General features: G+C 74.0%; 27 protein-coding genes. 21 read left to right on the forward strand and 6 right to left on the reverse strand.

The annotated features are described in order from the left end of the window. Window positions 1-25 precede the first annotated feature (25 nt). The 5 genes from ABFT23_RS04275 to ABFT23_RS04295 all read left to right on the forward strand — a co-directional run bounded on the left by ABFT23_RS04275 (window position 26) and on the right by ABFT23_RS04295 (window position 3,500). The gene (locus tag ABFT23_RS04275) at window positions 26-442 is read left to right on the forward strand and encodes an SRPBCC family protein (RefSeq protein WP_347892837.1); all 417 of its coding nucleotides are present in this window, start codon (window positions 26-28) and stop codon (window positions 440-442) included. Between the two features lie 106 nt (window positions 443-548). Then, window positions 549-2,111, forward strand: a complete 1,563-nt coding sequence (locus ABFT23_RS04280) for a long-chain-fatty-acid--CoA ligase (RefSeq protein WP_347892838.1) — start codon at window positions 549-551, stop codon at window positions 2,109-2,111. A gap of 4 nt (window positions 2,112-2,115) precedes the next feature. Next, window positions 2,116-2,316 carry a hypothetical protein gene (locus ABFT23_RS04285; protein ID WP_347892840.1) on the forward strand — a complete coding sequence of 67 codons (201 nt, stop codon included), beginning with the start codon at window positions 2,116-2,118 and terminating at the stop codon, window positions 2,314-2,316. Window positions 2,317-2,325: 9 nt separating this feature from the next. Then, entirely contained in the window at window positions 2,326-3,072 is a 747-nt protein-coding gene (locus ABFT23_RS04290) for a hypothetical protein (protein WP_347892841.1), read from the forward strand. After that, on the forward strand, window positions 3,069-3,500 hold the full coding sequence (locus ABFT23_RS04295; protein ID WP_347892843.1) for a hypothetical protein: 432 nt from the start codon (window positions 3,069-3,071) through the stop codon (window positions 3,498-3,500). Before ABFT23_RS04290 ends, ABFT23_RS04295 begins: the two co-directional genes overlap by 4 nt. 59 nt (window positions 3,501-3,559) lie before the next feature. On the opposite strand, the gene ABFT23_RS04300 is transcribed toward ABFT23_RS04295, so the two are convergent. Then, entirely contained in the window at window positions 3,560-4,081 is a 522-nt protein-coding gene (locus tag ABFT23_RS04300; protein ID WP_347892845.1) for a general stress protein, read from the reverse strand. Between the two features lie 69 nt (window positions 4,082-4,150). Between ABFT23_RS04300 and ABFT23_RS04305 the strand changes: the two genes are divergently transcribed. The 4 genes from ABFT23_RS04305 to ABFT23_RS04320 are packed head-to-tail and all read left to right on the forward strand — an operon-like array spanning window position 4,151 to window position 5,705. Beyond that, a complete protein-coding gene (locus tag ABFT23_RS04305) occupies window positions 4,151-4,324 on the forward strand; it encodes a hypothetical protein (protein ID WP_347892847.1) in 174 nt (57 codons plus the stop codon). Window positions 4,325-4,333: 9 nt separating this feature from the next. Continuing rightward, window positions 4,334-4,597 (forward strand): phosphoribosylformylglycinamidine synthase subunit PurS, encoded by a 264-nt coding sequence (gene purS / locus ABFT23_RS04310; RefSeq protein ID WP_347892848.1) that lies wholly within the window; start codon window positions 4,334-4,336, stop codon window positions 4,595-4,597. After that, window positions 4,594-5,262: a phosphoribosylformylglycinamidine synthase subunit PurQ gene (gene purQ, locus ABFT23_RS04315; protein WP_347892849.1), complete on the forward strand. Its 669-nt coding sequence runs from the start codon at window positions 4,594-4,596 to the stop codon at window positions 5,260-5,262. Before purS ends, purQ begins: the two co-directional genes overlap by 4 nt. Then, entirely contained in the window at window positions 5,259-5,705 is a 447-nt protein-coding gene (locus tag ABFT23_RS04320; protein ID WP_347892850.1) for a DUF3817 domain-containing protein, read from the forward strand. The genes purQ and ABFT23_RS04320 overlap by 4 nt, the downstream gene beginning before the upstream one ends. A gap of 33 nt (window positions 5,706-5,738) precedes the next feature. Here ABFT23_RS04320 and ABFT23_RS04325 read toward each other — a convergent pair whose 3' ends face one another. Together ABFT23_RS04325 and ABFT23_RS04330 are read right to left on the reverse strand one after the other, a co-directional pair. Further along, entirely contained in the window at window positions 5,739-7,163 is a 1,425-nt protein-coding gene (locus ABFT23_RS04325; RefSeq protein WP_347892852.1) for a glycoside hydrolase domain-containing protein, read from the reverse strand. A gap of 233 nt (window positions 7,164-7,396) precedes the next feature. Next, complete coding sequence (locus tag ABFT23_RS04330) at window positions 7,397-9,301, reverse strand: DUF7937 domain-containing protein (protein ID WP_347892853.1); 1,905 nt, start codon at window positions 9,299-9,301, stop codon at window positions 7,397-7,399. Between the two features lie 50 nt (window positions 9,302-9,351). On the opposite strand from ABFT23_RS04330, the gene ABFT23_RS04335 reads away from it, so the two are divergent. Continuing rightward, window positions 9,352-9,489 carry a hypothetical protein gene (locus ABFT23_RS04335; RefSeq protein ID WP_347892854.1) on the forward strand — a complete coding sequence of 46 codons (138 nt, stop codon included), beginning with the start codon at window positions 9,352-9,354 and terminating at the stop codon, window positions 9,487-9,489. Between the two features lie 120 nt (window positions 9,490-9,609). Then, complete coding sequence (locus tag ABFT23_RS04340; RefSeq protein WP_347892855.1) at window positions 9,610-9,765, forward strand: hypothetical protein; 156 nt, start codon at window positions 9,610-9,612, stop codon at window positions 9,763-9,765. Between the two features lie 82 nt (window positions 9,766-9,847). Here ABFT23_RS04340 and ABFT23_RS04345 read toward each other — a convergent pair whose 3' ends face one another. Then, window positions 9,848-12,790 carry an AfsR/SARP family transcriptional regulator gene (locus ABFT23_RS04345; protein ID WP_347892857.1) on the reverse strand — a complete coding sequence of 981 codons (2,943 nt, stop codon included), beginning with the start codon at window positions 12,788-12,790 and terminating at the stop codon, window positions 9,848-9,850. A 171-nt stretch (window positions 12,791-12,961) separates the two neighbouring features. Between ABFT23_RS04345 and ABFT23_RS04350 the strand changes: the two genes are divergently transcribed. Together ABFT23_RS04350 and ABFT23_RS04355 are read left to right on the forward strand one after the other, a co-directional pair. Further along, window positions 12,962-13,486, forward strand: coding sequence for a hypothetical protein (locus ABFT23_RS04350; RefSeq protein WP_347892859.1), 525 nt, complete (start codon window positions 12,962-12,964; stop codon window positions 13,484-13,486). A 54-nt stretch (window positions 13,487-13,540) separates the two neighbouring features. Continuing rightward, window positions 13,541-14,617, forward strand: coding sequence for an Ig-like domain-containing protein (locus tag ABFT23_RS04355; RefSeq protein ID WP_347892860.1), 1,077 nt, complete (start codon window positions 13,541-13,543; stop codon window positions 14,615-14,617). 66 nt (window positions 14,618-14,683) lie between these two features. On the opposite strand, the gene ABFT23_RS04360 is transcribed toward ABFT23_RS04355, so the two are convergent. Continuing rightward, window positions 14,684-16,138: an MFS transporter gene (locus tag ABFT23_RS04360; protein WP_347892861.1), complete on the reverse strand. Its 1,455-nt coding sequence runs from the start codon at window positions 16,136-16,138 to the stop codon at window positions 14,684-14,686. A 123-nt stretch (window positions 16,139-16,261) separates the two neighbouring features. Between ABFT23_RS04360 and ABFT23_RS04365 the strand changes: the two genes are divergently transcribed. The 4 genes from ABFT23_RS04365 (at window position 16,262) to ABFT23_RS04380 (ending at window position 20,029) form a co-directional block, all read left to right on the forward strand. Continuing rightward, window positions 16,262-16,816: a TetR/AcrR family transcriptional regulator gene (locus ABFT23_RS04365; protein ID WP_347892863.1), complete on the forward strand. Its 555-nt coding sequence runs from the start codon at window positions 16,262-16,264 to the stop codon at window positions 16,814-16,816. 158 nt (window positions 16,817-16,974) lie between these two features. Continuing rightward, window positions 16,975-19,260, forward strand: a complete 2,286-nt coding sequence (purL, locus tag ABFT23_RS04370) for a phosphoribosylformylglycinamidine synthase subunit PurL (RefSeq protein WP_347892864.1) — start codon at window positions 16,975-16,977, stop codon at window positions 19,258-19,260. 37 nt (window positions 19,261-19,297) lie between these two features. Next, entirely contained in the window at window positions 19,298-19,522 is a 225-nt protein-coding gene (locus ABFT23_RS04375; protein WP_347892865.1) for a hypothetical protein, read from the forward strand. A gap of 123 nt (window positions 19,523-19,645) precedes the next feature. After that, on the forward strand, window positions 19,646-20,029 hold the full coding sequence (locus ABFT23_RS04380; RefSeq protein WP_347892867.1) for a hypothetical protein: 384 nt from the start codon (window positions 19,646-19,648) through the stop codon (window positions 20,027-20,029). On the opposite strand, the gene ABFT23_RS04385 is transcribed toward ABFT23_RS04380, so the two are convergent. Continuing rightward, entirely contained in the window at window positions 20,016-22,892 is a 2,877-nt protein-coding gene (locus ABFT23_RS04385; protein ID WP_347892868.1) for a BTAD domain-containing putative transcriptional regulator, read from the reverse strand. The two genes, ABFT23_RS04380 and ABFT23_RS04385, sit on opposite strands and share 14 nt — an antisense overlap. Window positions 22,893-23,041: 149 nt before the next feature. On the opposite strand from ABFT23_RS04385, the gene ABFT23_RS04390 reads away from it, so the two are divergent. From ABFT23_RS04390 to ABFT23_RS04405, 4 genes are all read left to right on the forward strand, one after another. Next, the gene (locus tag ABFT23_RS04390; RefSeq protein ID WP_347892869.1) at window positions 23,042-23,887 is read left to right on the forward strand and encodes an alpha/beta hydrolase family protein; all 846 of its coding nucleotides are present in this window, start codon (window positions 23,042-23,044) and stop codon (window positions 23,885-23,887) included. A 101-nt stretch (window positions 23,888-23,988) separates the two neighbouring features. Next, window positions 23,989-24,663, forward strand: a complete 675-nt coding sequence (locus ABFT23_RS04395) for a sirohydrochlorin chelatase (protein WP_347892871.1) — start codon at window positions 23,989-23,991, stop codon at window positions 24,661-24,663. Between the two features lie 218 nt (window positions 24,664-24,881). Next, entirely contained in the window at window positions 24,882-25,325 is a 444-nt protein-coding gene (locus ABFT23_RS04400; protein WP_347893052.1) for an RNA polymerase sigma factor, read from the forward strand. After that, the gene (locus ABFT23_RS04405; protein WP_347892873.1) at window positions 25,325-26,086 is read left to right on the forward strand and encodes a hypothetical protein; all 762 of its coding nucleotides are present in this window, start codon (window positions 25,325-25,327) and stop codon (window positions 26,084-26,086) included. The genes ABFT23_RS04400 and ABFT23_RS04405 overlap by 1 nt, the downstream gene beginning before the upstream one ends. Window positions 26,087-26,106 lie beyond the last annotated feature (20 nt).

Raw genomic sequence — 26,106 nt, forward strand, 5'->3', positions numbered from 1 at the left:
CGCTGCCGGTCCCATACTGAGAGCCATGGTCCGGCCCGTGCGCTTCGAGGTGTCGTGCGACGACGCCTACGACTACCTGATCGACCCGGCCAACCGGCCCGCCTGGCAGTCGAGCCTGAGGTCGGTCGCCGACGTCGAGGGGCCTGACGGCGTCGTCGGCCAGACCTGGACCGACGTCACCGTCGTCGGCATGCGCCCACGCATGGAGCTCACCGACGCCGACCGCCCGCACCGGTGGTCCGAGCGCGGCACCTGGCGCGGCTTCCGGGCCCAGCTCACCTTGACCTTCACGCCGGTCGGTGCGGGCTGCGACGTCGGCATCGCGCTCCACCTCGCCGGCTCGGGCCTCGCGCGTCCCTTCGGGCTCGTCGGCAACCGGGTCGCGCCCGCCGCGGTGCGCTCCGACCTGAAGCGGGCGGCCGCGATCCTCGCGCGGGGCTGAGCCTGCCGGTGGTCCTGTCAGCGCGATCGCTCGATGCGGACCAGCACGCGGACGGTCTCGGAACAGGCGTGGCGGCCGTCACCTACCGGCGCGTAGGTTGACCCGCGTGACCGACTACAACCTCGCGAGCCTGCTCGAGGACACCGCTGCCGCCCACCCCGACCGTACCGCGATCGTCTTCGGCGACCGCCGCCTCAGCTACGCCGAGGTGGACGCCGTCTCGAACATGGTCGCCGGGCTGCTGGTCTCGCGCGGCATCGAGCGCGGCGACAAGGTCGCGCTCAGCTGCCCCAACCTGCCCTACTTCACGATGGTCTACTTCGGCATCCTCAAGGCCGGCGCGACCGTCGTCCCGCTCAACGTGCTGCTCAAGGGTCGCGAGGTGGCCTACCACCTCGGCGACTCCGACGCAAAGGCCTACTTCTGCTTCCAGGGCACGCCCGAGCTGCCGATCGGCGCCGAAGGCCACGCCGGCTTCGAGGCCGCCGAGGGCTGCGAGCACTTCTTCGTGATCACCGCCGACCCCGCGGCGGCGAGCCCGATCGAGGGCACCGAGGCGCTGTTCCAGGCGCTCGCCGGGCAGGAGCCGACGTTCGACACCGTCACCACCGACGAGGACGACACCGCGGTCATCCTCTACACCTCGGGCACCACCGGTCAGCCCAAGGGTGCCGAGCTGCGGCACCGCAACATGCGCGACAACGCCCTCCTCGGTGAGGAGCTCTTCGGGGCGAGCATCGACAACCCCGACACGCTGCTGTGCGTGCTGCCGCTGTTCCACTCCTTCGGACAGACCGTCGTCCAGAACGGTGGGTTCGCCTACGGCGGCACGGTCGTCATGCTGCCGCGCTTCGAGGCCGCCCCGGCGCTGCAGGCCATGGACCGGGAGGGCGTCACGTTCTTCGCCGGCGTCCCGACGATGTACTGGGGCCTGCTCAACGCCCTCGACGACTCCGGCGTCGACGTCGCCCGGATCACCGAGAAGGTGCGGGTCGCCGTCGCCGGCGGGTCGGCCCTGCCGGTGGAGGTGCACAAGGACTTCGAGAAGCGCTTCGGTGTCGCCATCCTCGAGGGCTACGGGCTGTCCGAGACGAGCCCGGTCGCGTCGTTCTCGCGCCTCGGCGAGTCGATCCGCGTCGGCTCCATCGGCACCCCCGTGCCCGGCGTCGAGATGAAGCTGCTGCAGCCCGAGAGCTGGGACGAGGTGTCCGAGGGCGACGCCGTGGGCGAGATCGCCATCAAGGGCCACAACGTCATGAAGGGCTACTACGGCCGCCCCGACGCCACCGCCGACGCCATCCAGGACGGCTGGTTCCGCTCCGGCGACCTCGGCCGTCGCGACGACGACGGCTGGTACTACATCGTCGACCGGTCGAAGGACATGATCATCCGCGGCGGCTTCAACGTGTACCCGCGCGAGATCGAGGAGGTCCTGCTCACCCACGAGGGCGTCTCGCTGGCCGCCGTCATCGGCGTCCCGCACGAGAGCCACGGCGAGGAGATCAAGGCCGTCGTCATCCGCGAGAAGGGCGCCACCGTGACCGAGGAGGAGCTCGTCGCCTGGGGCAAGGAGCAGATGGCGGCCTACAAGTACCCGCGCATCGTCGAGTTCGTCGACGAGCTGCCCATGACCGCGACCGGCAAGATCCTCAAGCGCGAGCTGAGCTGACCGCGTGGGCGTGCTCAAGACGTTGCTGCTGGTGCTCGCCGTCCTGCTCGTCGCCGTCGGCGTCATCTGGACGGCGCAGGGCCTCGGCTACCTCGAGGGCAGCTCGATGACCGGGTCGACCACCTGGTCGATCGTCGGCCCGGTGGTGGCCGGCATCGGGCTGGCGCTCGGGATCTCCGTCGTCCAGCGTGGTGGCCGCTCGTAGCCTGGCGCCATGACCGAGCCCGTGCCTCAGCGCCCGGACTACGCCGTCCCGGCCGCGCTGCCGCCGTCGCGCGACGAGCCGCCGGCCGGCCCGTCCGACGACGGGCTCTGGGGCGGGCGCGGCCGCACGTCGCTCAAGGTCGGGGCGTGGGTGGCCGCGGCGCTGCTCGCACTGCCGGTCGTGGTGCCGCTGCTGGCGCCGTCGCCGACGGGGGCCGCGTCGCCCGAGGCCGCCGTCGAGCAGCTGCTGAACGGCGTCGCCGACCTCGACCCGGTCGCGATCGTCGGCGCGATCGACCCCGACGAGACCGACGACCCGGCGCGCGCCGAGGCGGCCTACGACCGGCTGAGCGGCGGGCTGCTGCGTCTCGGCGAGGTGCCGTCGCTCGACGTCACGGCCGTGCTGCTCGCCGCCGAGGCCCAGCTGGGCGGCGACGTCGACACCTCCGCGGTGGCCACGCTCGCCGCGCTCGACCTTGACCTCGACGGCCTGAGGACGACGCCCGGCGAGGAGACCCCGCTCGGCACCCGGGTGCACGTCGAGGCCGGTGACCTCGCGGTGCGGGTCGACCCCGAGCGGCTGCCGGGCGACGTCGCCGGGATCGGCCGCGCGTCGTACACGATGCCGCTGGCCGAGGGGTGGCTGGCCGGCGGCGTCCCGCTCGAGCGTCCCTCGCTGGTGGCCGTCGAGCACGACGGCCGCTGGTACGTCAGCCTCGAGGCCTCGGCCGACGATCTGCTGGGGAGCGCCGGGTGAGACGACGACGCTCACGCGAGCTGACCGCGGTGGCGCTGTGGGCCCTGGCCGCCGTGGCCTGGGTCGTGGCCGTGTCGGTGCCGTGGTTCCGCGCCGGCGTGCCCGCGTCGACGAGCCCGCTGGCGGTCGGCGAGCTGGTGCGCACCGGGGTGCTCGGCGTCCCGCCGGTGGCCGGCTACCTCGTGCTCGTGCTGCCGGCGTCGGCGCTCGTGCTGCTCGGCATCGCGCCGCTGCGCGGCCCGGGTGCGCTGGCGCTGCGGGTCGTGCTCTGGCTCGTCGGTGCCGGCGTCGGCCTGACGCTGGTCTTCGTGCTCGGCCGGGTCTCGGCCTTCGCGGTCGGCTGGGGCGCGGCCCTCGTCGTGGTCGCCACGGTGCTGGGCGCCGTCGCGCTCGCGTTCTCGACCGTGCGCCCCGCCGCGGTGCGATAGTCGTGGACCTTCTGCACGCCGTGCTGAAGGTCCACGACTATCGCAGTGGGCCGGTGGGCTCAGTCGAACGGGTTGGGCAGCGCTCCGGGCAGCCGGGTGAGCAGCTCGCGGGCCTGGCCGGCGACCTTGTGCTCGACCAGCACCTCGTAGCGGGTGGCGACGACCTGGGTGACCGACTGGAAGTCGCGCTGGCCCCGCGTCATCGCGTAGCCGAGCAGCGCCCAGACGACGAAGAACGCGACGCCGAACAGGGCCGACGAGACGATGGTGACCAGCGCGTTCTCGTCGGTGAACAGCGAGAAGATCACGCCGATGAACAAGCCGAACCAGGCGCCGGACGCCGCCGCGCCGGCGGCCACCCGGCCTGTGGTGAGCCGGCCGGTGATGCGCTCGATGCGCTTGAGGTCGGTGCCGACGATCATGCAGTTCTCGACCGGGAACTCCTCGTCGGAGAGGAAGTCGACGGTCTTCTGCGCCTGGGCGTAGTCGTCGTAGACGGCCAGCGACTGCGGGAACTCGAGGCGCATCGGGTTGAGGCCGGGGCGCTGGGTCCGCCCCGCCGAGGACGACAGGTTGCTCATGACCCCATTGTGCCGCTCGGGTCCACACCCGCCCAGGTGCACTTGGGTGCGCCGGGCATCCTCGAACGCGTGACGAGACGGCGGGTGTTCATGACGGCGGGCCTGTCGGCCTCGGCGGCGGTGCTGGCCATGGCCGTGCAGGCCGGGGCGAGCGGCGACGAGGTGGCCGGATCGCCCTTCGGCGACAGCGCGGTGGTCGACGTCACCGCACCTGACGCCGTCTCCGACATCGACGACGAATAGACTCCCCCCGTGCCCAAGGTCGTCGTCGACGTGATGCCCAAGCCCGAGATCCTCGACCCCCAGGGGAAGGCGGTGCTCGGCGCGCTGCCCCGTCTGGGGTTCAGCGGCGTCACCGACGTCCGCCAGGGCAAGCGCTTCGAGCTCGAGGTCGCCGGCGAGGTGACCGAGGAGGTGCTCGCGCAGGTGCGCGACATGGCCGAGAAGCTGCTGTCGAACCCGGTCATCGAGGACTTCTCGGTGCACGTCGAGCCCACCGGGGTCTCGGGCTCGTGAAGGTCGGCGTCGTCACCTTCCCCGGCTCGCTCGACGACGTCGACGCGCAGCGCGCCGTCCGCATCGGCGGCCACGAGGCCGTCGCGCTCTGGCACGGCGACCACGACCTGCAGGGCGTCGACGCGGTCGTGCTGCCCGGCGGGTTCTCCTACGGCGACTACCTGCGCTGCGGCGCCATCTCGCGCTTCGCGCCGGTCATGACCGAGGTGATCGAGGCCGCCGGCAAGGGCATGCCTGTGCTCGGCATCTGCAACGGCTTCCAGATCCTGTGCGAGTCGCACCTGCTGCCCGGCGCCCTCATCCGCAACGACCACCGCACGTTCGTCTGCCGCGACCAGCGCCTGCGCATCGAGAACGCCACGACCCCCTGGACGTCGTCCTACACCGAGGGGCAGGAGGTGACGATCGTGCTCAAGAACGGCGAGGGCGGCTTCGTCGCCGACGCCGACACCCTCGACCGCCTCGAGGGTGAGGGCCAGGTCGTCGCGCGCTACCTCGGCGACAACCCCAACGGCTCGCTGCGCGACATCGCCGGCGTCACCAACGAGCGCGGCAACGTCGTCGGCCTCATGCCGCACCCCGAGCACGCCGTCGAGGACCTCACCGGCGCCGGCACCGACGGCCTCGGCTTCTTCACCTCGCTCGCCGTGGGCGCCTTCGCGTGACCCCCCAGGCGCTGTTCCGCCGGGTCGCGGTCGCCGAGGCGATCACCTGGGCGCTCCTGCTGGTCGGGATGTTCCTCAAGTACGTCACCGAGACCACCGACGTCATGGTGAGCATCGGCGGCATGGTGCACGGCGTCGTGTTCATCGCCTTCTGCGTGACCACCGTCGTCGTCGCCGTCGACCAGCGCTGGACGCCGGGCCGCACGCTGCTCGGCCTGCTCTCGGCGATCCCGCCGTTCGTCACCGTCGTCTTCGACCTGCAGATGGAGAAGCGCGGCGCGTTCGGCGCCTGGCGCCTCACCGTCGACCAGCCCGCCTCGGCCGTCGACCGCCCCGTCGGCTGGCTGCTGCGCAACCCCGTGCGTGGGCTCGTCACGGCCGTCGCCGCCGTCGCCGTGCTCACCGTCGTCGCGCTCGTCGTGGGCCCGCCCGTCGGCTCCTGAGCCCGGCCCGTCCCGCCCTCGCGACGACGGGCGTCAGCGCCGTCCGGCCTGGAGAGCGGCCCAGGTCCAGCCGTCGACGACGCCGGTCTGCGGTCGCCCGATGCGGGCCTGGTACCGCTTGACCGCCGTGGTCACGGAGCCGTCGAAGGTGCCGTCGACGGCGACCTTGACGCCGAGGTCGGCGGCGTTCAGCGCCCGCTGCACGCGCCGCACCCAGGTGCCGTAGACGCCCGACGAGCCGACCTTGACGATCGGGCGCGAGCCGAACGACAGCAGCGAGATCCAGTTCTTGCGGTACCACCAGTCGCCGACCGACTGCTGGCGGGCGGTCTTCCAGGCGCGCACGGCCTTCACCACGGCAGGGCCGTAGTTGTGGTCGACCGGGCCGGTGTAGAGACCCTGCTGCTTGAGCAAGCACTTCAGGGCCCGCACGCGGTCGGCCGGCGGCGTGTAGGTCGCGGTCTTGGGACGCAGCGGCCCGTAGGTGGCGAAGTCGAGCTTGGTGGTGCCGCAGATGCGCTCGGCGGGCGCGATGGCGCCGCGGCCCTGCTCGAGCCAGTTGGAGTCGATGTTGATGCTGACGCCGCCGTGCGTCTCGACGTGGCCGCCGCGGTACTGCTTGATGCGTCGGTTCGGGTTCCAGCCGGCGTCGCCGATGTACGACGTGCGCGTGTTGGCGACGCCGTCCCAGCGGGCGAGCCAGATGTTCTCGGGCAGCGTGTAGGCCGTGGGCCGGGTGCGGCGGACGTCGTCCATCGCCTTGATGCCGGACCCGGCGCTGGAGTAGACGCCGGTGGCGAACCCGGCCTGCTCGACCGTGAGGTTCCACGTGGTCAGGAACGCGAGGGCCGACTCTCGACAGTCGCGGTTGGTGTGGTCGAACCCTTCGAGGTCGTACCACAGCGTGCTGCCCTCGGGAATGCCGAGACGGCGGGCGTCGACGACCGACTGGGCGCCCGACGCACGACCCTGCTCACGCGCCTGGGGGTACAGCGCCTTGGCACCGCGGGTGGGGATGATCTTCGGGTCGTCGCTGTAGCGGGGGAAGCGGGGCTGGCAGGAGGCCTGCGGGCCGAGCGTGATCGGGAGCAGCTTCCAGCCCTTGGTGAGCTGGTTGAGGACCCACGCCGGCGTGAGGTTCGGCTGGCTGCGGCAGGCCCGCGAGTTGCCCGAGATGTAGATGCCGACGGCCAGGAACGGCGAGTGGTTGAGCCAGGTGTCCATGGCCTTCTGCGTCGGCGCCAGGCACTGGTCGAAGCCGTAGCCGACGAAGTCGCCCGGCGTCGGCGGCAGGGCGGAGGCCTTGCGGGCGGCGGTCTGCTGGGCCGTGAGCGCCGTGGCGGGTGCCGACGTCGTGGGTGCGGCGGACGTGGTGGCCGTGACCGGTGACGTGCCGGCCGACGTCGTCGTCGCGACGAGCGCGAGCGCGGCTGCGCCGACGAGGGCGGTCCGCGTCACCGCGCGGGTCAGGGGGAGGAAGCGCCGTCGAGCGCGCGGGGGCAGGCCGGGATGGGGAAGGCCGGAGGGCATGGCGGAGCTCCAGGGGGAAGAGGTGTCGGTCCGTCGTCGGCGCTGACTCTAACCTCAGTAGTCACACGGGTAACACCCGTCACGACTAACTACAGACCTGTAATTAGCTCGGCCCCGCCTGGCGCGAGCCAGACGGGGCCGAACGGGTCGGGTGACGCAGGTCAGGAGGGCGGACCCCAGCCGCCGGGCGGCGGCATCGGCGGTCCGGACGGCGGGGGCTGCTGCGGCGGGTAGCCGCCCTGCTGCGGGGGTTGCTGGGGGTAGCCGCCCTGGTGGGGAGGCTGCTGCGGGTAGCCCTGCTGGGGGTAGCCCTGTTGCGGGTAGCCCTGTTGCGGGTACCCCTGCTGCGGGTAGCCGTTCTGCTGCCCGCTCTGGACGAGGGGCCCGAGGGCGGTGCGCACCTCCGGCGGCACGGTGAGCGCGTAGGCCGCGAGTCCGGGCAGCGCGAGCCAGGCCGCGACGGCGTAGCCGTTGTTGAGGAGCACGTAGAACCCGGTGTCGTCGGAGTTGTTGACCGCGAGCGCGACGATGCCGATGACCGCGATGCCGGCGAGGACGCCGAGCAGGATCATCCGATTCTTGCGGACGTCGGAGAGCAGCGTGAGGCCGAAGCCCGCACCGCCGGCGGCCGCCAGGAGCAGGACGATCACGATGATCGGTCCCGCGCCGACCTCGTCGTCGATCATCATCAGCAGGATCGCGAGCGCGACCAGACCCGAGCCGGCGGCGGAGAGCTGCAGTGCGGCCGCCACGGTCTGGGTCCACGACCCGACCTGGTCGGGGCCGGCCGTCGCCCGCTGCTGCGAGCGGCTGATGGCGAAGCCTGCCGCGGCGCCGACGAGCAGCGAGCTGCCGCCGGGCAGGCCGCCGACACCGAGGGCGAGGGCACCGTTCCACTTGTCGAAGTCGGGCCAGAAGAACAGCCCGGCACGGTCGGAGGCCAGCGCGAAGAGGGCGATGACGACCACGCTGAAGCCGACGGTCGCGAGCGCCCGGCGCCAGGCGTCGATCTTCGAGCCGATGAGCAGCATGTAGACCGGGTAGCCGACCAGTGCGGCGGGGACGAGCAGGAACGCCACGACCGCGGTCAGGAACTGCAGCACGGGGTCGAAGAACGAGTCGACGTCGATCACGCCGTGCAACAACCAGGTGACGAACAGCAGCGCGGTCAGCCCGACCGCCGAGGCGTAGACCACCGTGGCGACCTTGTTCCACAGACGGTCGTCGGCGTGACCCGGATCCTCCTCGGCCTGCCGCGGCTGGACGGCGAGCGCGACGCCGGCGAGCGCCATGCCGATGCCGCTGCCGAGCCCGCCCTCGAAGTCGTCGCCGAGGTGCACGAGCTCCATGAGGACGCCGACCAGCACGCTGATCACAAGGGGGGCGTTGAGACCGAGCTTGACCAGCCGGTAGTGCTGGGGGCCCCACGACGACACGACGCGTGCCTTCGCCAGGTAGGGCACGGCGAGCGAGACGACGGCCAGGAGGATCGCGATGATGACCCACCACGTGTTGCCGGCCTTGTTGTCGCCCTGGTCGTCGAGGCGCCACGGCATGCCGAAGGTGCAGAACAGCGCGACGGCGGCCGCGGCGTCGCGGACGTAGTCGTAGATCGGCCAGCCGACGAACGGGTTGACCTTCGGCTGCGCGGGATAGCCCTGCGGCGGGTAGCCCTGCTGGGGATGGCCCTGGGGCGGGTAGCCCTGCTGCGGCTGGCCCTGGGGCGGGTAGCCCTGGGGCTGGCCCTGGCCCGGGTAGCCCTGCTGCGGCGCGTACGGCTGCTGCGCCTGCGCAGGTGCGTAGCCCGGCGGCGCCGGCTGCGGCGGACCCTGCGGCGGGGGCAGCGGCGCACCCTGGGGCGGGGGCAGCGGGTCGCCCTGCGGCGGCGCCGGCTGGGCGGGCTGGGCCTGGATCGGGGAGGACGCGATGCGCGTGGGCTCGGAGGCGGGATAGGCGGGAGGTTCGGGCTGCGCGGGGGTGTCGGCGGCTGCGAGCGCCTGGCCGCACGAGGAGCAGAAAGCGTTGCCCTCGTTGGCTGCACCGCAGTTGCCGCAGTAGTTGGCCATGCGCGGCAACCTATACCGTGCGCGGGCCCGGTGGTCGAGGCGACGGAGAGGTGGGCCTCGCCGACCTGGCCCCGTTCGACGTCGTCCGGGTCGGCGCCGAGATCGACCTCGTCGGCCACGGCGACGCCGTCCCTGCTGTCGCCGACCTGCCGGGCCCGCTGCTCCACCGGCTGTCATCCCGGGAGTAGTCAGGTCGGGCCATGCCGACGTGCCCGGGAGGGCGGACCTCCGGCGTCCTGGTCGGTTCGGCGGACAGGCTGACCGGCCGAGGGGCACGGTGGTGTCTCGAACGACGAAGGAGGTCGACGATGACCACCGAGGACACCTGGACCGAACCGGCCGCTCTCGCCTGGGCGCCCGCCTTCCACGCCGACCCGTGCCCCGGCGGCCCACCGCTGGTGAGCGCCGACGGGCACTGGTGGTGGGACGGCGAGCACTGGGCGCTGCGCCCCGAGTCCGCCTGAACCACCTGGAGACGCTCCCTCCGCAGGCCCCCCACACCATGTGCCCGAGACCAGCCGTTGCCGGTCTCGGGCACATGTGTGTTCAGGACCCGACGTCGTGCCGCGCGGCGCCGAGGGCGAGCAGGACGACGTCGCCGAGCTCGAGGCCCCGCCCCTCGTCGCGCCGCGCGTCGAAGGCGGCGCCGCCGAGCCGGTCGGCCACGGTGGCGGCGGCCTGGTCGCGGGCGCCGTCGTCGGGCAGGTAGTAGCTGCCGAAGCCCGGTCCGCCACCGAGGTTGCGGCACGCCTCCGCGGCGCCGAGCAGGGTCGCCCAGCGGTCCAGGCGGTGCGGGTCGGGGGCGTCGCGCCGCACCTCGAGCACCACGAGCGCGTCGATGAAGTAGGACAGGTTCGACAGGTAGCCGACCTCGAAGGAGAGGCGGATGCCGTCGGTGAGGTGGCGGTGGGCGGCGTCGGGGTCGGTGACGCCCTCGATCCGGGCGAGGTTCCACAGCGCCACGAAGGCCGCCAGCCGGTCGCCGCTCTCGTCGCCGAGGCGTCGGCCGAGGTGCAGGTGCACCAGCGCCTCCTCCTGGCGGCCGCTGGCCAGCAGTGCCGTGCCCAGCCAGACGTGGTTGAGCGTGAGGATCCACCGCCCGTACGTCTCGGAGCCGAGACGCTCGCCCAGGGCGATCGCCCGGCGGTGGTGGTGCATCGCGGTGGTGAGGTCGCCCGTGGCGAGCGCGACGATGCCGAGCCCGGCGTGGCTGTTGCCTTGTGCCTGCAGGTCGCCCACCTGCTCGCCGAGCTCGAGCCCGACCCGCCACGCGTCGCCGGCGGCTGCGTGGTCGCCCTGGGCATAGGCCATCGCGGCGAAGCCGACGAGGGCCCGGCACCGCGGGCCCGGGCTGGTGCCGGGGAGCGCGACCGCCAGGGCCGAGACGCGGCGTCCGACGGCCGACTGGCCGCGGAAGAACCAGTAGGCCCACAGCGCCCACGACAGCCGGGCGGCGGTGTCGTGGTCGCCGTCGGTGACGCAGCGGTCGAAGGCGGCGAGCATGTTGGCGTGCTCGGCGTCCATGAGCCGGAGCCAGTGCACCTGCTCGGCGGCGAGGTAGCCGGGGATCGCGCGCTCGGCGAGGTCGACGCAGGCCGCCGCGTGCGCGCGCCCGCTGGCCGCGAGCTCGTCCGGGTCGGCGAGCCGCACCGCGTGCTGCTGGGTGGGCTCGAGCATCGAGTAGCGCGGACGTCCGTCGCTCGACCAGGCCACGCTCACCAGCGAGTGCTCGACCAGGACCTCCAGTGCGGCCACCGCCTCCGGCCCGGCGACGGACTGGAGCATCTCGAACGTCCACCCGCCTGAGAAGACCGCGAGCGAGCGGAAGAGCTGCTGTGCCGGCTCGTCGAGGAGCCGGTAGCTCCACTCGAGCGTGGCCTGCATGGTGCGTTGGCGGGGCGGGAGGTCGCGCGGGCCGGCGTTGAGCGACTCGTCGAGGCGGGCCAGCAGGGTGTCGGGCCCGTAGAGACGCACCCGCGTGGCGGCGAGCTCGAGGGCCAGCGGGATGCCGCCGAGGCGACGGCAGATCTCGGCGACGGCGCCGGCGTTGTGCTCGTTGAGGCCGAACCCGCGCGCCACGCCCTGGGCGCGGGCCACGAAGAGCGAGACCGCGGGCGAACGGCCCACCCGCGCGACCTGGCCCGGCGTGAGCCGCGCCGATCGCGACGGCTCGGGCACGGGCAGCGGCTCGACGAGGTGCTCGACCTCGCCGGTCACGCGCAGCGGTGCCCGGCTCGTGGTCAGCACGACCAGCCCCGGGCACGCGCCGACGAGCCAGCCCACCTCGACGGCGGCGTCGAGCAGGTGCTCGAGGTTGTCGAGCACGAGCAGGACCCGGCGTCCGTGCAGACGCCCGACGAGGTCGCGGTGCGGCCCGTCGTCCCCGTCGTCCCCGTCGCCCTCCGGCAGCATCGCGGCGACGGCGTGGCTGATGGTGGGCATCACGAGGTGGGGGTCGTGGACGGTGGCCAGGGGCACGAGGGCGACCCCGTCGGGGAAGTCGGCGCGCACGTGCTCGGCCACGGCCAGGGCGAGCCGGGTCTTCCCGACGCCGCCGGGGCCGGTCATGGTGAGCAGCCGCGTCCCGTCGAGCAGCAGGTCGGCCACCTCGGCGACGTGCTCGTCGCGGCCCACGAGCGAGGTCAGCGGTGCGGTGAGCCGGGCCGGCCCGTCTGTCGAAGAGGACGGCGTCACGACGTCCGGCTCGGGCGCCGGGCCCGACGCCGCCTCGGTCCGAGCCTCCTCCCGAGGCGCGTCGAGCGACGGGTCCTGTCGCAGCACCCGCTCGTGCAGGCGTCGCAGCGCCGGGGACGGGTCGACGCCGAGCTCCTCGGCGAGGTGGTGGCGGCCCTCCTGGTAGACCTCGAGCGCCGCGGCCTGCCGACCGCACCGGTAGAGCGCGGTCATCAAGGTCGCGCGCATGCCCTCGCGCAGCGGCTCGGCGTCGACGAGGGGCGTCAGCTGGTCGACGACGTCGCGGGGCCGCCCGAGGCGCAGGTCGAGCTCGGCCGCGAGCTCGTGCGCCTCGAGCAGCTGCTCGCCCAGTCGCGCGGCCTCGAGGCGGGCGAACTGCTGGTGCACCCCGGCGTAGGCCTCGCCACGCCACAGGCCGATGGCCTCGGCCACCAGGGGCCTCGCCAGGGTGGGGTCGTGGTGCTGGCGCCCGGCCCGCAGCAGCCGGGTGAAGCGCAGGGCGTCGATGGCGTCGGCCGGGACGTCGAGCCGGTAGCCCGGTGCCTGCGTGGCCAGGGCGGCCGGGCCCAGCCGTCGGCGCAGGCGTGAGACGTAGCTGTAGAGGGTGGTGGGCGTGCCCTCGCTCGCGTCGTCGTCCCACAGGCGGCTGCGCAGCACGTCGCCGGGCACGGCGCGGGGAGCGTCGACGGTCAGCGCCGCCAGCAGCACCCGCAGCATCGGCATCAGGGGAGTGGTGTCGTCGCCCGTCGTGACCTCGACCGGGCCGAGCACCGAGACGGAGACAGGGGCAGGCACGCCGAGATCGTAGGTGCCCCCGCCGCTCGGCGAAGACGGATTTTCCGGCGGCGCGGGGGCGAGCCCGTGCAAGCGGACCTGCAAGCCGGTGCCAGCAGATCGCCACGTCCCGCGGACAACCTGGTTCCCGGCCTCGAGAGACGGGGCACGACCGAGAACAGGAATCCTCCGATGCACCACCGCACCCGATCGGCCGGGCTCGTCGCCGCCGGCCTGCTCCTCGCCCTCAGCGCCTGCGGGGACGACCAGTCCGACCAGTCCGACCGCGCCGGACGTGACGACGTCCCGGCGTCCGACGCGGCGTCCGACGCGGCCGCGCAGGCCGTCGACGACCTCGACGACGTCCGCAGTGACGACGTGCCGACCGAGTGCGCCGAGGCGTTCCCGTTGGCCCTCGTGCCGGCCGACCTCGCCGACGTGACGCTGCGTCCGGCCGACTTCCCGGCCCCGCCCGTCGAGAGCACCTTGTGCCAGACCAGCTCGACCATGGACGACTCCGTCGCCATCGCCGACTACGCCACTCCGGCCTCGCCCGAGGAGGTGCTCGACGCCTACGAGCAGCAGCTCGGCGCGACCTACGAGGTCACCCGGGCCGACGACGGCGCCGGCGAGACCGTCGCGGCCGACCTCGGCGGCGTCGTCGTCGAGGTCAGCACCGGCGAGGGGCGGTACAGCGTCGCGTTCGGCGCCGCCTGAGCCGTGCCCCTCCCGATCTCCCCTTCCGTCCCACCTCCAGGAAAGAGCCTCACCATGCGCATCCACCGAGTCCGGGCAGCGTTGCTCGGCGCCACCGTCCTCCCCCTCCTGCTGGGCACCGCCGCCACGGCCACGGCCCAGGCCGCGCCCGAGCCGGCGTCGCCGTCGGCCGTGCTCGCCGAGCCGGCCGCAGCCGGGGAGTGGCAGGACGGCAAGCACGACGAGGACCAGGTCCTCGACCCCTACACCGAGAGCTGGAGCACCGGCGTCAGCGCCAACGCCGGCTGGCGCGGCAACGGCGACCGGGTCCCGGTCGTCGGCGAGACGTTCTACGTGCGCGGCTACGCCGGCCTCGTCTCCCTGCCCTACAGCGGCAAGGTCGCCGTGCTGCCCGAGTTCATCATCCCGAGCGGCACCGAGTTCGCCGACGACGCCGCCCACCCGGTGCGGTGGTCGCTCACCGAGCCGGACCGCCAGCCGGTGCTGCGCACCGACGAGCTGACCTACGACCGCGGCCGCAACGGCGGCGTGCTCGTCGGTGACCCCGACGGCCAGCCGTGGACCCTGCGCCAGGGCTGGGTCCTCGAGATCCAGGTCCCCGTCAAGGCGGTCCGACCGCTCAAGGGGCCGGCCACGCAGCAGCCCGAGTGCGAGGACCGGCGCGAGGGCCGGGCCCCGTGCCCGGTCGCCCAGTCCGGTGACCACCTCCAGGTCGCGTTCACGGTCGGCGGTCACGGCGGCACCAAGTCGTACGTGACGCCGTACGTCGCCCTGTTCGCCCAGGCCGGCGGCAGCGGCGGGAACGGCGGGAACAGCGGGAACGGCGGCAACCCCGGCAACCCCGGCACGCCGGCCACCAAGGTCGCCTCGACCACCACCGCCGCGTTCAAGGTCAGCCGCAAGGCCAAGGGCCGTGCCGTCGTCACCGTGCGCAGCGCCCGCCCGGCCGCCGGACGGGTCGTGGTCACCGACCGCGGTCGTGCGATCGGCACCGGCACCGTGCGCGCCGGCAGGAGCACCGTCGTCCTGCCCAGGCTCGGCAGGGGCAAGCACGTGCTCGTCGTCCGCTACGCCGGGTCTGCGACGGTCAAGCCGTCGGCCACCCGGCCCCGCACGGTGACGATCCGCTGACGATCCGCTGGCACCACCGCCCTCCTCGACGCTCGCGTCGAGGAGGGCGGTCGTGCGTGGTGGAGCTCAGGCCGTCGCGGGCACGGCGTCCTCGACCGCGCTGCGGCGTCGGGCGCCGGCGTGCATCGTGGTCGCGACGACGAGCGCGAGCGTGGCGAACGTGGCCGAGGTGAGGAACGCCGCCCGGGCGCCGGGCAGGAACTCCCCGGGCACCGCGCCGACGGCGTAGACCGACACGATGACGGCCAGGCCGATGGCGCCGCCGAGCTGCTGGAAGGTCTGCAGCAGCCCGGACGCCGATCCGGCGTGCTCGGGCTCGACGCCTGAGAGCACGGTGGAGGTGACGGGCATGAAGACCAGGCCGGCCGACAGGCCGTTGAGCACCAGCGGGCCGAGCAGACCGGTGACGAACCCGTCGCCGGCCGACAACGTGCTGAGCCAGACGAAGCTGGCAGCGAGGCCGACGGTGCCGGTCATCAGCATCGGGGTCGCCCCGACGCGCGCCAGGATCGACGGCGTCACGCGCGACATCCCGAAGATGGCGAGCGAGAACGGCAGGAACGCCATGCCGGAGGCCATCGGGCCGTAGCCGAGCTCGCGCTCGATGAACTGCACGACCAGGAAGAACATCGACAGCTGGCCGCCGACGACGAGCGCCATGATCGCGAGGCCGCCGACGCGGGGGCGGTGACGCAGCAGCTCGGGTCGCAGCATCGGGTGCGCGACCCGGGTCTCGGTGCGGGCCAGCAGGGCGATGAGCAGCACGCCTGCGACGAAACCGCCGACGGTGCGGGCCGACGTCCAGCCGTGCTCGGGGGCCTGGATGAGCGCCCACACGATCGCCACGGCGCCGCCGGTGGCCGAGACGGCTCCGACGAGGTCGAAACGGCCCGGCCGGCGCTCGGTCTCGTCGAGGTAACGGCGGGTCAGGGCGAGGGCGACGAGGCCGATCGGCACGTTGATGAACATGGTCCAGCGCCACGAGCCGACGTCGGTGAGGAAGCCGCCGAGGAGCAGGCCGATCGACATGCCGCCCGAGGTGACGGCGCCGAACAGGGCGAGCGCCCGGTTGCGGGCCGCCTGGTCGGGGGCGCTGGTCATGAGCAGCGCGAGGACGCCGGGCGCGGCGAGCGCGGCGCCGACGCCCTGCAGGGCGCGGGCACCGACGAGCAGGTCGGGTGACTGGGCGAGCCCGGCGACGAGCGAGGCGACGGTGAAGACGGCGAGGCCGGCCTCGAACATGCGGCGGCGTCCGTAGACGTCGCCGAGCCGGCCGCCGAGCAGCAGGAGCCCGCCGAAGGCGAGCGTGTAGGCGTTGAGGACCCACGAGAGGCCGGCCGGTCCGAACGAGAGGTCGGCGTCGATGTGGGGGAGCGCGACGTTCACGACCGTCGCGTCGAGGATGAGCATGAGCTGGGCGACGAGGACGAGGGCGATGCCGGCCGCGGCCTTGGTCGCGTTGGGCGGCAGCTCGTCCGGGAGCCCCTGGGTGCGGGCAGGGTTGATCGTCTGTTGTGACATGAGGGGTGGAGAGTCCTTGTCTGGCTAAGAAGCCACGTGCGACCTATAGTGGAGACGTTCTCCGGTTCGCTCACCACGATACGGAGACACTCTCCGCTTAGCAAGCCCTGGAAGGAAATGCCCGTGCGCGCCGACGCCCAGCGCAACCGCGACCGCATCGTCGAGGTCGCCCGCGAGGTCTTCCGTGAGCAGGGTTACGACGCCTCGCTCGACCTCGTCGCCAAGCGCGCCGGCGTCGGGGCCGGCACCCTCTACCGCCACTTCCCCACGCGCGACGCGCTCGTCGACGCGATCATGCAGAGCTGGGTCGACCGCGTCACCGAGGCCACCGACAAGGTGCTCGCCAACGAGTGCTCCGACCGCGACCTGCTGGTGCGCTGGTTCGAGACCTACGTCGAGCTGATCACCCTCCACAAGGGCGGCGCGGCCAAGATCACCTGCGCGATGGGCGACGACGACTCGCCCATCCGCACCAAGTGCCAGGTGCTGTCCGGCGCGGCCGGCCGCGTGATCGGCGAGCTCGCCGACCGCGGCGCCGTCCGCACCGACGTCGACGCCGTGCAGGTCTGCCGCCTCGTCGGCGGCGTCGCCACCGTCGCCGACACCTCCGAGCTGCGCGCCGACGCCGTCCGCCCGCTCCTCGAGGTCGTCGCTGACGGGTTGTTGGTGCGGGCCTGAAGGCGTCGGCCCCGTGTGCAGTTTCACCGGTTCACCGGTGAAACTTCGGGTTCTTGCCCGAAGGTTCGTGGCAGGACCCTGAGTTTCACCAGTTAACCGGTGAAACTCGACACCGGGCCGGGCCAGGCCCCGCCGGACCCCGGCGGTAGATTTCGCCCGTGACCGAGACCCGCACCTCGTCCCTCGACACCGTCGCCGTCGCCGCGCAGGACCCGGGCCGGGAGCAGCCCTGGGCCGACCTCGGGCTGAAGGCCGACGAGTACCAGTCGATCCGCGAGATCCTGGGACGTCGTCCGACGTCGTCGGAGCTGGCGATGTACTCGGTGATGTGGAGCGAGCACTGCTCGTACAAGTCGACGAAGGTGCACCTCAAGCAATTCTCCGAGATCCCTCAGGAGACCCCGGCCGGCAAGATGCTCGCCGGCATCGGCGAGAACGCCGGCGTGCTCGACATCGGCCAGGGCTACGCGGTCACGTTCAAGGTCGAGTCGCACAACCACCCCTCGTTCGTCGAGCCCTACCAGGGTGCGGCCACCGGCGTCGGCGGCATCGTGCGTGACATCCTCGCCATGGGGGCCCGGCCGGTCGCCGTGATGGACCCCCTCCGCTTCGGACCGCTCGACGCCCCCGACACCCAGCGCGTGCTGCCGGGCATCGTGGCCGGCGTCGGCGGCTACGGCAACTGCCTCGGCCTGCCCAACATCGGCGGCGAGGCCGTCTTCGACGACACCTACCTCGGCAACCCGCTCGTCAACGCCCTGTGCGTCGGCGTGCTGCGCCACGAGGACCTCCACCTCGCCAACGCGACCGGCACCGGCAACCAGGTCATCCTGTACGGCGCCCGCACCGGCGGCGACGGCATCGGCGGCGTCTCGGTGCTGGCCTCCGAGACCTTCGACGAGGGCGGCCCGGCCAAGCGTCCGAGCGTGCAGGTCGGCGACCCGTTCATGGAGAAGCTGCTCATCGAGTGCACGCTCGAGCTGTTCGCGGCCGGCGTCGTCGCCGGCATCCAGGATCTCGGTGGCGCCGGGCTCTCGTGCGCGACGTCCGAGCTGGCCTCGGCCGGCGACGGCGGCATGCACGTCGAGCTCGACCGGGTGCCGCTGCGCGACTCGACGCTCGCTCCCGAGGAGATCCTCATGAGCGAGAGTCAGGAGCGGATGATGGCCGTGGTCACGCCCGACGACGTCGCGGCGTTCCTGGCCATCTGTGCCAAGTGGGACGTCGAGGCCGTCGTCGTCGGCGAGGTCACCGACACCGGCCGGCTGCAGATCGACTGGCACGGCGAGCGCGTCGTCGACGTCCCGCCGCGCTCGGTGGCCCACGACGGCCCCACCTACCAGCGCCCGTTCGCCCGTCCTGATTCGCAGGACACCCTGCAGTCTGATGTCGCAGAGGCGCTCGCGCGACCGTCGTCCGGCGACGAGCTGCGGGCCACGGTGCTGCAGCTCGCCGGCAGCCCCAACCTGTGCGACAAGTCGTGGATCACCGACCAGTACGACCGCTACGTGCGCGGCAACACGGTGCTCGCGCAGCCGAGCGACAGCGGCATGGTGCGCGTCGACGAGTCGACCAACCTCGGCGTCGCGATCTCCACCGACTGCAACGGCCGCTTCGCCCGCCTCGACCCCTACGCGGGGGCACAGCTCGCGCTGGCCGAGTCCTACCGCAACGTCGCCACCGGCGGCGCCGTGCCGCTCGCGATCAGCGACTGCCTCAACTTCGGCTCGCCCGAGGACCCCGCCGTCATGTGGCAGTTCGCCGAGGCCTGCCGCGGCCTCAAGGACGCCTGCCTCGAGCTCGGCATCCCGGTCACCGGCGGCAACGTGTCGCTCTACAACCAGACCGGCGAGACGGCCATCCTGCCGACGCCCGTCGTCGCCGTGCTCGGCGTCATCGACGACGTCACCCGCCGGACGCCGTCGGCCTGGCCGTCGGTCGAGGGCGACGAGCCGGGCCACCGGGTGCTGCTGCTCGGCGAGACCCGCGAGGAGCTGAGCGGCTCCGAGTGGGCGCACGTCGTCCACGGTCACCTCGGCGGGCTGCCGCCCGTCGTCGACCTGGCCGGCGAGAAGCGCCTCGCCGAGCTGCTCAAGGACGGCGTCGGTCTGCTGACCTCGGCCCACGACCTCTCCGACGGCGGCCTCGCCCAGGCCCTCGTCGAGTGCTCCATCCGCCACATGTGCGGCGTCTCGGTCTCCGTCGCCGACGTCGCCGACGACCCGTTCGTCGCGCTGTTCTCCGAGTCGACCGGCCGCGTGCTGGTCACCGTCGCCGAGGGCGACGTCGCCCGCGTCGCCGAGCTCGCCGGGCGCCACGGCGTCCCGATCACCGACCTCGGCACCACCGGCGGCGACGTGCTGGCCGTCGCCGGGCAGTTCGACATCAACCTGCTCGAGCTGCGCTCGACCTGGATGGCGCCGATCCCCATGGCGATGGCGTGACGCACCGCCCACCGGGCCGACCGGCGAGGCTGGAGTCATGACCTCGAACCCCGACGAGCCCTTCCCCTGCCCGCGCTGCGGGTCGTTCGGCTTCGAGCCCGGCTTCGTCGACGACGACCGCCAGGGCCGGATCCGGTGGATCGCGGGCAAGCTCGAGCGCGGCCCGATGGGCAACGCGCGCAAGCTCGGCCTGCGCAAGACGTCCGTGATCGCCTACCGGTGCACGACGTGCTCGCGGTTGGAGCTCTACGCGCTCCAGTAGGCGACCACGGATCGACGTGCACGGCTGCCTCGTCGGGCGGCCCGCGGTGGTCACCGATCGCCTGGCGGCCGACTGCCAGCCGGTTGCAAGCGGGTCGCCCGACATGTCCGGCACCGTGAGGGCATGAGCACCACCGACCTGCCCCCCGAGCCCTGGCTCGCCCCGTGGTTCCAGCACCCCGGCCGCACCGAGCTGCCGAGCGGTCACCACCTCCGTCCGCTGCGAGCCGCCGACTCCGGACTGCCCGGCCTGCCCGCGACGTTCGACCTCTCGTGGGCGGTCGCCGCCGTGGCGTCGCGCAGCGCCTTCGTCTACGGGGTCTTCGACGACGAGGAGGGGGCCGTGCTCGGGCTCGTGCACCTCGCTCCCGGCCCGCCGGACCACGACGTCGACGTGCGGTGGACGGTCGCGGGATGCCCCAGACTGGCCGTGGGCATCGCCGGCTACCTGCCGGGCTGGCTGGAGCGGTGCTGGCCCTTCGTGCGGCCGGCGATCAGCGCGGACTGAGCGCCAAGGCGACCGCGCCGTCGACGCCGAGCACCCGGCCGGCACGTACCGCGTCGTCGTAGGCCGTGGCCCCGAGGTCGCGGCGCAGGGTCTCGATCGCGGCGTCGCGGGCGTCGTCGTCGGGCAGGTAGTAGCCGCTGTACGACGACGAGTTGCCGAGGTCGCGGCAGGCCTCGGCCGCACCGAGGAGCGTGGCGAGACGCCGGTGCTCGGCGCGGCCGAGGTCGTCGCGCCGCAGTTCGACGACGACGAGCGCGTCGAGGTAGAACGACAGGTTGGCGAGGTCGCCGACCTCGTGCGAGAGACGGATGCCCTCGCTCAGGTGACGGTGCGCCTCGGCGTCGTCGGTGCCGGCCTGGGTGCGCGCCAGGTTCCACAGCGCGAGGAACGCCCCGAGCCGGTCGCCGCGCTCGTCGGCGAGGCGTCGTCCCCGGCGGAAGAGGTCGAGCGCCTCCTCGCGCTCACCGCTCTCGAGCAGGGCGGTGCCGAGCCAGACGTGGTTGGTGGTCAGGATCCACGGCCCGTCGGTGTCGCGCCCGAGGGTCTCGGCCAGCGCGATGGCCCGTCGGTGGTGCCGCTGCGCGGTCTCGAGGTCGCCCCGGCTGATCGCGACGATGCCGAGACCGGCCTCGGAGTGCGCCTCGGCCTCGACGTCGCCGAGCCGGGCGCCACCGTCGCGGGCGCCGGCCCACGCCGCCCCGGCCGCCTCGTGGTCGCCCTGCGCGAAGGCCATCGCGGCCAGGGCGATGGTGGCGCGGTTGCGGGTGCGGTCGGTGGCGAGGGGCAGCGTGGCTGCCGTCGCGGCGAGCCGGCGTCCGAGCACCGAGTGCCCACGCATCCACCAGTAGAGCCACAGGGCGAAGGTGATGCGGCCGACGGTGTCGTGGTCGCCCGACGCCGTGCTGCGCTCGATCGCGGCCAGCAGGTTGGCGTGCTCGGCGTCGACGACCTGGAGCCAGCGGACCTGGTCGGCCTCCATGTAGCCCCGCGCGGCCCGCTCGGCCAGGGCCAGGCACGCCGCCGCGTGGGCGGCGACCGCGGCGTCGTGCTCGTCGGGCACGATCAGGCGCCGCGCGTGCTGCTGGATGGGCTCGAGCATCGAGTAGCGCGGCTGGGCGTCGAGCGACCAGGAGACGGTGACGAGCGAGTGCTCGACGAGGTCCTCCAGCGCCACGACGACGTCGGGGCCGAGCACGTCGTGGAGCAGCTCGAGCGTCCAGCCGCCCGAGAACACCGCCAGGTCGCGGAACAGGCGCTGCGCCGGCTCGTCGAGCAGTCGGTAGCTCCAGTCGAGCGTGGCGCGCATCGTGCGCTGACGCTCGGGCAGGTCGCGGGCGCCGGAGGCCAGGGCCTCGTCGAGCCGGTCGAGGAGGACGTCGGGGGCGAGCACCCGGACGCGCGCGGCGGCCAGCTCGATGGCGAGGGGGATGCCGCCGAGACGACGACAGATCTCGGTGACGGGTCCGACGGTCGCGTCGTCGAGCTGGAACGAGCGCGCGACGGCCTTCGCCCGGGTGACGAACAGGGTCACCGCAGGTGAGGCCTCCGCGTCGCCGACGGACGTCGGCACCGCGAGCGGGTCGACCAGCAGCTCGGCCTCGCCGGCGACCCGCAGCGGGGCCCGGCTGGTGACCAGCACGGTCAGGCCCGGGCAGCTGGCGGCGAGCCAGGCCACGTCGGTCGCGGCCTCGAGAAGGTGCTCGAGGTTGTCGAGCAGCAGCAGGACCTGTCGTCCGTCGAGGGCGGCCACCAGTCCGTGGCGCAGGTCTCCGGCGGCGTCGGCCGGCCCGGGCAGCGCCCGGCCCAGGGCGTGCGCGATCGTCGGGAGCACCAGCGCGGCGTCGAGCACCGTGGCGAGCGGGACGGTGACGACGCCGTCGGCGAACGCCTGGCGGACCCGGGCCGTGACGGCGAGGGCGAGCCGCGTCTTGCCGACGCCGCCGGCGCCGGTGAGCGTCGTGAGCCGGGAGGCGCCGGTGAGCAGCGCGGCGACCTCGTCGACGAGCTCCTCGCGACCGACGAGCGCGTTGGGCGGCTCGAGCAGGGGAGTGGCGCCGGCGACCGGGCGAGCCACCGCGGGCGGGGCCGTGGCTCCCGTCGCAGCCGGTGGACCGACGGGGGCGTCGGTGCCGGGTGGGTCGAGGGCGGGGTCCTGGCGCAGCACCTGCTCGTGCAGCCGGCGCAGCTCGGGGCCGGGGTCGACGCCCAGCTCGTCGGCCAGCAGCCGACGGCCCTCGTCGTAGGCCTCGAGGGCCGCCGCCTGGCGGCCGCTGCGGTAGAGGGCCACGATGAGCGCGCCGCGCAGACCCTCCCGCAGCGGCTCGCGGCCCACCAGGGGCGTGAGCGCGTCGACCACGGCGCGGTGGCGGCCCAGCCGCAGGTCGAGGTCGGCGGCGAGCTCGTGCGCCTCGAGCAGCTGCTCGCCCAGGCGCGTGGCCTCGGCCCGGGCGAAGCGCTGCGGCACGTCGGCGAACGCCTCGCCGCGCCAGAGCCCCACCGCCTCGGCGACGAGGCCGCGGGCGGTCGCCGGGTCCGGCTCCTGCCGGGCGGCGCGCAGCAGGCCGGCGAACCTGACGGCGTCGACGGCGTCCGGTGCCAGGTCGAGCCGGTAGCCGGGGGCCTGGGTGACGAGCACGCCGGGCCCCAGCCGGCCGCGCAGCCGCGAGACGTAGCTGTGCAGGGTGGCCGTCGAGCCGTCGTCGTCGTCCCACAGGCGGGCGAGGAGCGTGTCGGCCGAGACCACCCGGGGCGCGTCGACGACCAGCGCGGCCAGCAGCGAGCGGAGCGCGGGCATCAGCTCGGAGTCGACGCCGTCCCTGCCCAGCTGCAGGGGCCCGAGGACCCGGACGGCGACGTCGCTCACGGGCACGGAGTCTAGGGACGCCTCCTCAGCCGCGGGGCCGATTTCCGGCAGCCAAGCCGACCCGGGCGGCGCACCGAACACCGTCCGTGACGAGGCGGGCGGGACAGGCGCGGATGGCGGGGCCGGTGCGGGGGAGGAGAGGATGGGGCGTGCTCGACCGACGGACCGTGCTCCGGCTGCCCGCGCTGGGCGCCGTCGGCGTCGGACTGAGCGCCCTGACCGGACTGACCGCCTGCGACCAGGAGGACGACGTGCCTGCCGAGACCCCCGGCGCCCGCCGCGAGACCTACGGCACCGACCCGAGCCAGTTCGGCGAGCTGCACCTACCGGCCGGCGAGCCGCGCGGCACGGTGGTGGTCATCCACGGCGGCTTCTGGCAGGCCGCCTACGACTACACGCTGGGCACCCCGCTCGCCGAGTCGCTCGCCGACGAGGGGTGGGCCGCCTGGAACCTGGAGTACCGCCGGGTCGGCAACGGCGGTGGCACCCCGGCCACGTTCGACGACGTCGCGCGGGGCATCGACCGCCTCCGCGACCTCGACGTCCCGCTCGACACCGTGGTCACGCTCGGCCACAGCGCCGGTGGGCACCTCGCCGCGTGGGCGGCTGCACGCGATCGCTACGACTTCGCCGCCGACGTCGCCGTCACCCACGTCGTCAGCCAGGCCGGCGTGCTCGACCTGGTCGCCGGCGACGTCCTGGGCGGCGGTGCCGTGCAGAGCCTGCTCGGGCACCCGCCCACGGCCGCCGACGAGCGCTACGACCCGCAGCAGCAGGTGCCGCTCGACGTCCCGGTGTGGTGCGTGCACGGCACCGACGACGTGATCGTGCCGCTGTCGCAGTCGCAGGACTACGTCGCCGCCGCCGTCGCTGCGGGCGCCGAGGCCGAGGTCGTCGAGGTCGACGGCGACCACTTCGTCGTCATCGACCCCGCGTCGGCCGCGTGGACCAGCACCCTCGAGATCCTCGACGCGATCGCCCCCGCACCGCGGTGATGCTTGCTGCAGCAAGCGGCGAGCAAGCACGTGACGCTCGATACATCGCCTTGCACACCGTTCGCGAGGCCGCACAGACTGCCTGACGTGGTGAACACTCGGTGAACGGCGCAGCCGACCTGGTGACCGTGGCCCACGGCACCCGCAACCTCGACGGCAACCAGGTCTCGCGGGCCCTGGCGGCCGCGGCGTCCGCGCGTCTCGGCGTGTCGGCGACGGCCGCATTCGTCGAGCTCTCCGAGCCCCTCTTCGCCGACGTCGTCGCCCGCCTCGAGCGGCCCGCGGTCGTCGTCCCGCTGCTGCTCTCGACCGGCTTCCACGTACGCGTCGACCTCCCGGACGCCGTCAGCCGCGCCTCGGCGCCGGTGACCCTCGGTGCCCCGCTCGGCCCCGACCCGCTGCTCGCCCGGGCCCAGGCCGCCCGCCTCGTCGAGGCCGGCGCCACCCCGGGCCAGCGCGTCGTGCTCGTCGCCGCGGGCTCCACCGACGAGGCCGCCACCAGCGACCAGCTCGGAGCCGTCGCCCTGCTCGCCCGCGCGTGGCGCGGACCCGTCGAGCTCGCCACGCTCTCCGGCCACGGCCCGCGGCCGGCCGAGGTCGTGCGCCCCGGCGACGCCGTGTCGCCCTACCTGCTCTCCCCGGGCTTCTTCCACGACCGGCTGCGCCGTGAGTCGCCCGAGGGTGCGATCGTCGCCGAGGTCATCGGCGCCCACCCGCTCGTCGTCGACCTCGTCGTCGAGCGGGCGCAGCAGCTCGCCCCGCAGCTCGTCTGCTGACCCTCCCGCCGCCGCCCGAACTGGCAGGGGCCAGGTCAACACGGCAGGTGCCGTCGGCGTTGACGTGACGATGACTATCGTCCAGGAGTCCGCGCGCGCACCGATCGGGAGGTCCCCCCGTGATCCCGACCGTGCCCCTGAGCACCGGGCCGAGGCGTCGAGCGTGAGGGGCGAGGTCGACTTCGAGCTGTTCGTCGAGACCGGAGACCCCGCGCCTGCTGCGCGTGGCCTACGGCCTCACCGGCAACCCGCACGATGCCTGGGACCTCGTCCAGGAGGCGCTGACCCGCGTCGGGGTGCGGTGGTGGAGGCTGCGCTCGCAGAACCCGGGCGGCTACGCCCAGACCGTGCTGGTGCGGCTCGACGTCGACCGCCACCGCCGGCTCCGGCGCGAGCGGCCGGTCGAGTCGGTCCTCGACGCCGTCGGCGGGACCGACGCCGCGGTGCACGTCGGCGAGGGCCTCGACCCCGAGCTCGTGCGGGCCCTCGGCACGCTGTCGTCGCGGCAGCGCGCGGCCGTCGTCCTGCGCACGGTCGAGGACCTCGACCACGCGGCCATCGCCGAGCACCTCGGTTGCTCGGCCGCCACGGCACGCACCCACCTGATGCGGGGGCTGGCGCGCCTGCGCGACGAGCTGAGCGACGCGCGGGGGGAGGGGTAGTGGACGACGACGACATCCTCGACCGGGTCCGTCGTGGCGTGGGCGGCATCCACGCCGGCCACGGGGCGGCCGGCCTCGTGCACCGTCAGGTGCGCCGCCGCCGTCGGCGACGCCGCGTCGTCGGCGGCGTGGCGGCCGCGGTGGTGGTGGCCACCGCCGTCCCGACCGCGCTGGTCGTCGGCGGCCCCGACCGGCGTGAGGCGCCACCGGCCGAGCCGACCCCCTCGGCGTCGCTCGACGGCTCCCGGCCACCGGCCTTCTTCCGCGAGACGATGGGCGGGCGGGTCAACCCCCAGCTGACGCGGTTCAACGCGGTACGGGGCCAGCGCTACTGGGCGCGCTTCATCTGGTTCCCGGCGGACGGCGGCCCCGACGCCGGCGCCCCGGCGCTGGCCGGCGCCGCCGTCGAGCAGTACGACGACGCGAGCCCCCGTGCCGCCTGCGAGCGCTACGCCGACGCGGCCGAGACGGTCGGAGGCACGGCGTCCTGCGTCGACGTCGACGGCGGGGTGGCGCGCCTCGCCGAGGTGCGCGCCGGCGACCACCGCCTCGACGTCGTCGCCGGACGGGGCCGGCTCGGCCGCGCCGACGCCGACGCGGCCGTCAGCACCGCCACGGTCTTCCGCGACGACGGGTGGGCGGTCACGCTCACCGCCTGCGCCTGCGCACCGTGGGGTCGCCCCGACGCGGCCGAGCCGCCCGCGACGCCCGACCGGCTCGCCGAGGCCGCGGCCGACCGCGCCTGGGTGCCCGACCCGTGAGCCGGGGGCGGCGACCCGCG

It is taken from the genome of Nocardioides secundeburneus, from assembly GCF_039939255.1.
In the GTDB taxonomy this organism is placed as follows: Bacteria; Actinomycetota; Actinomycetes; order Propionibacteriales; family Nocardioidaceae; genus Nocardioides.

What these genes read in the sequence shown, in the direction of transcription:
- ABFT23_RS04275 (WP_347892837.1), top strand. Translation starts at nt 26, where the DNA reads ATGGTCCGGCCCGTGCGCTTCGAGGTGTCGTGCGACGACGCCTACGAC.
- ABFT23_RS04340 (WP_347892855.1), top strand. Translation starts at nt 9,610, where the DNA reads ATGACCACCGAGGACACCTGGACCGAACCGGCCGCTCTCGCCTGGGCG.
- ABFT23_RS04290 (WP_347892841.1), top strand. Translation starts at nt 2,326, where the DNA reads ATGACCGAGCCCGTGCCTCAGCGCCCGGACTACGCCGTCCCGGCCGCG.
- ABFT23_RS04360 (WP_347892861.1), bottom strand. Translation starts at nt 16,138, where the DNA reads ATGTCACAACAGACGATCAACCCTGCCCGCACCCAGGGGCTCCCGGAC.
- ABFT23_RS04350 (WP_347892859.1), top strand. Translation starts at nt 12,962, where the DNA reads ATGCACCACCGCACCCGATCGGCCGGGCTCGTCGCCGCCGGCCTGCTC.
- ABFT23_RS04330 (WP_347892853.1), bottom strand. Translation starts at nt 9,301, where the DNA reads ATGGCCAACTACTGCGGCAACTGCGGTGCAGCCAACGAGGGCAACGCT.
- ABFT23_RS04380 (WP_347892867.1), top strand. Translation starts at nt 19,646, where the DNA reads ATGAGCACCACCGACCTGCCCCCCGAGCCCTGGCTCGCCCCGTGGTTC.
- ABFT23_RS04375 (WP_347892865.1), top strand. Translation starts at nt 19,298, where the DNA reads ATGACCTCGAACCCCGACGAGCCCTTCCCCTGCCCGCGCTGCGGGTCG.
- ABFT23_RS04355 (WP_347892860.1), top strand. Translation starts at nt 13,541, where the DNA reads ATGCGCATCCACCGAGTCCGGGCAGCGTTGCTCGGCGCCACCGTCCTC.
- ABFT23_RS04300 (WP_347892845.1), bottom strand. Translation starts at nt 4,081, where the DNA reads ATGAGCAACCTGTCGTCCTCGGCGGGGCGGACCCAGCGCCCCGGCCTC.